At 70.6% G+C, this 3,618-nt stretch carries 3 protein-coding genes; 2 read left to right on the top strand and 1 reads right to left on the bottom strand.

Annotated features, from left to right (window positions below):
* Positions 1-884: RDD family protein (locus ACY5KJ_RS18620; RefSeq protein WP_462203970.1), on the bottom strand; the 884-nt coding region annotated here is incomplete at its 3' end.
* Positions 885-1,052: 168 nt separating this feature from the next.
* Between ACY5KJ_RS18620 and ACY5KJ_RS18615 the strand changes: the two genes are divergently transcribed.
* Positions 1,053-2,063 (top strand): stage II sporulation protein M, encoded by a 1,011-nt coding sequence (locus ACY5KJ_RS18615; RefSeq protein WP_462188243.1) that lies wholly within the window; start codon positions 1,053-1,055, stop codon positions 2,061-2,063.
* 132 nt (positions 2,064-2,195) lie between these two features.
* Positions 2,196-3,338 (top strand): alkene reductase, encoded by a 1,143-nt coding sequence (locus ACY5KJ_RS18610; protein ID WP_462188244.1) that lies wholly within the window; start codon positions 2,196-2,198, stop codon positions 3,336-3,338.
* Positions 3,339-3,618: the final 280 nt, after the last annotated feature.

Genomic DNA, 3,618 nt, shown 5'->3' with positions numbered 1-3,618 from the left:
GTCGGGTACTGGGCCGTCGGGTACTGGGCACCCGGGTACGGGGCGAAGGCGGGGGAGGGTGTCGATCTCGGCCGGTTCGCCGTCAGCCGGTGGTAGGCACGCCGGGTTCGCTCGGCCAGCACGGCGGACAGGTAGGCCCAGCCCGGCGTGCCGGGCGGCGGCGGTGGTGTCACGACGGCTCGCACCTCCCGGACCAGCCCGCTGCCGAGGCATTCGAGGGCCTGCGGGGACAGCTCGTGTGCCCGGCCGAGGAACTGGCGGGCACGCAGGGCCAGAGCATCATCCAACCCGGTGAGGTCAAGGGTGGCGGCCCAGCCGACGAGCTGGGGCGGGACGGACGCCGGCACTCCGCCAGTGCGCGGCACGCTGGCCTGCAGGACGACCGTGCCGGCGAAGACGTCCCCCAGCCGCTTCGCGTGTTTCGACACCAGCATGCTGATCACTGCGGGCAGGCCCAGCAGCAGTCCGGGACGTTCGACGACCGCCCCGACCAGACCCCGGGCGAACGCGTGCCGGAAGTGGATGGGACCTCCGTCGTCGCGGACGACGCGCAGCCCCAGGGCCATCTTGCCGAGGGTCCGCCCGCGCGTCAGCGTCTCGCAGGTGACCGGGTACCCGAGCACGATGCCGACATAGACCAGCAGGAACACCGTGGCGATCAGGGCGTCGTTGTCGGGCCGCACGATCAGTAGGGCCGCGGCGCCGACCGCGTAGAGGATGTAGAGCTGGATGAGCAGGTCGAGCAGGCCGGCGATCAGACGGGAGCCCAGCCGAGCCACCCGCAGTTCGATGGTGATCGCTTCACCTGTGACGATCGCCTCACCCGTGAGGACACCCGTGCCGGCGAGACCGGCGGATCCCTTTCCCGTGACGACCTGGTTCATCTGGGCCCCCCGGGACCTCGATGGGTATCCGGACATCACTTTATGGCCTACGCCGCCCGGTTCGCTCCTCCTCGCCGGGTGGTGCCGCTGACAGCGGTGAGGACGGTTCGGACGCGTGCGGCTCGACGGTCTGCGAGGATCTCGACGGTCTGGGAGGATGAGGCCGTCATGGATCTTGATGCGTACGTCGCCGTGCACCGGCCGGAATGGGTCCGGCTTGGTCGGCTCGTCGACAAGGCCGGCCGGCCGCGGCGGATGGCACCGGACGAGCTCGACGAACTGGTCGAGTTGTACCAGCGCGCGGCTACCCACCTCTCGGTTATCCGCAGCCGGTCGTACGACACGACCCTGGTCGACGATCTGACGAACCTGGTGACGCGAGGCCGGGCGGCGGTGGGCGGCGCACCTGACCCCGGCTGGCACGTCGTCGGTCGTTTCTTCGCGGTGACGTTTCCGGTGGCCGTGTACGAACGCCGATGGTGGGCTGTCGCGACGGCGCTCGGCTCCCTGCTCGTCGCGCTGGCCGTCGGTCTGTGGGTCGTGCACGACGCCGAGGTACAGGCGAACCTGCGTGCGCCGGACGCGGTCGCGGATCTGTGCCGCCACGGCTTCGCGTCCTACTACACCGAGAATCCGGCCTCGTCCTTCGCTAGTCAGGTGTGGACGAACAACGCCTGGGTGTCCGCGCAGGCGGTGGTCTCCGGGGTGCTGCTGGGTCTCCCGACCCTGCTGGTCATGTTGCTGAACGCGCTGAATCTCGGCGTCGTCGGCGGATACATGACCAGCTGCGGGGAGAGCGGGCAGTTCTTCAGCCTGATCCTCCCGCACGGCCTGCTGGAGCTCACGGTCGTGTTCGTTGCGGGCGGGGTCGGGCTGCGTCTCGGTTGGACGATCATTGCACCGGGTCCGCGCAGGCGGGTGGAGGCCCTGGCCGCAGAGGGGCGCGCAGCGGTGGCCGTCACGATGGGGATGGCGCTCGTGCTGGCCGTCTCCGGGCTGATCGAGGCATTCGTGACCCCGTCGGGGCTGCCCACGGCGATCCGGATCGGGATCGGCGCGGTGGCGTTCGGCGGCTTCATCGCTTACGTCCGGCTGTACGGTAGCCGGGCGGCCGCGGCCGGAGAGACCGGTGACATCGACACCGGGCGCGGCGGCGCCGACCTGCTCCCGGTGGCCTGACCGCGCCGACCGGGGCCCGTGGCGGGCATCACATTTCTGGGGCGGCGGGAAGGCTGCCCGGCGATGTACCTGTTCGGTAGGTACAGGCGCGGCGCCCTGGGGTGAGCCGTGACGCCGACGAGAGGGAGCCTCATGACCACCGCGTTCGACCCGATCGATCTGGGCGGACTTCGCCTGGCAAACCGCATCGCACTGGCCCCCATGACCCGTAACCGGGCCCCCGGCGCAGTCCCGGCTCCGGCCACGGCCACCTACTACGCCCAGCGTGCCGGCGCCGGGCTCCTCATCACCGAGGGCACCCAGCCCTCCGTCGGTGGACAGGGTTACCCGAACACCCCGGGCCTGCACAGTGAGGAGCAGGTGCGGGCCTGGCAGCAGGTGACCGGCGCCGTGCACGAGGCCGGCGGAGTGATCTTTGTCCAGGTGATGCACGCTGGTCGCATCAGTCATCCCGACCTGCTGCCGGGCGGTCTCGTCCCGGTGGCCCCCTCGGCGGTCCGCCCGGCCGGCCAGGCGTTCACCGGCGAGGGTATGCAGGACTTCGTCATCCCGGCCGAGCTGACCGAGCAGGGCATCATCGAGATCATCGCCGATTTCGTCGCCGCGGCCCGTAACGCCGTCGAAGCCGGCTTCGACGGCGTCGAGATCCACGGCGCCAACGGCTACCTCGTGCACCAGTTCCTTGCCAGCGGCACCAACCGGCGCACCGACGGCTGGGGCGGCTCGGCGGTGGGTCGGATCCGGTTCGCTGTGGAGGTCACCCGGGCGGTCGCCGCCGCGATCGGCGCTCATCGGGTCGGCCTGCGGATCTCGCCGGGCACCACCTTCAACGACATCACCGAGGACGACGTGCGCGACACCTACGTCGCGCTGGTGGACGCGGTCGCTCCGCTGGGGCTTGCATACCTGCACATTGCGGAGAACACCGGGCGCGAGCTGACCCGAGAGCTGCGGGAGCGATTCGGCGGTCCGCTCGTCCTCAACCCGCTCACCCCCGACCACCCGACCGGGCCGGAGGAGCTGTCGCTCGTGGAGAACGGCACCACCGACATCCTCAGTTTTGGGACGCTGTTCCTGGCCAACCCCGACCTGCCCGTCCGGCTCGCGGCCGGCGGCCCGTTCAACTCGCCGGACCGCGCCACCTTCTACGGTGGCGACGAGCGCGGGTACACCGACTACCCGGCACTCGCCGATGCCGACGCCGATGCCGACTCTGTGGCCGTGACCGTGGTTCAGCAGGAGTCGCCCGAAGCCGGGCCGGTCGTCACCGCCTAGCGCGACAACCTGTACGCGCGCATGGCCGGGCGGTGGGAGGGGCATGGTGTGCCTTGGCCGGCTAAGAACCGCGGAAACCGGCCTCCTGGACAAGGGCGCGACGCGGTCGGTGCGATGTCCCGTGACGCCGCCTTGTCAGCGGCCATCCCTGGACCAGGCTGGTCAGAGTACCGTCTACCGCCACGGAACCACCCGGGGACACCGGGGCCGGCCCGGCCGGCACCTCGCGAAATCACCTTCGATGATTTCGCTGGGTAGTCGTCTAGATCTGGGTGGTCGT

The organism is Frankia sp. CcWB3 (assembly GCF_977927595.1).
This window is presented reverse-complemented; position numbering and strand designations above follow the sequence as displayed.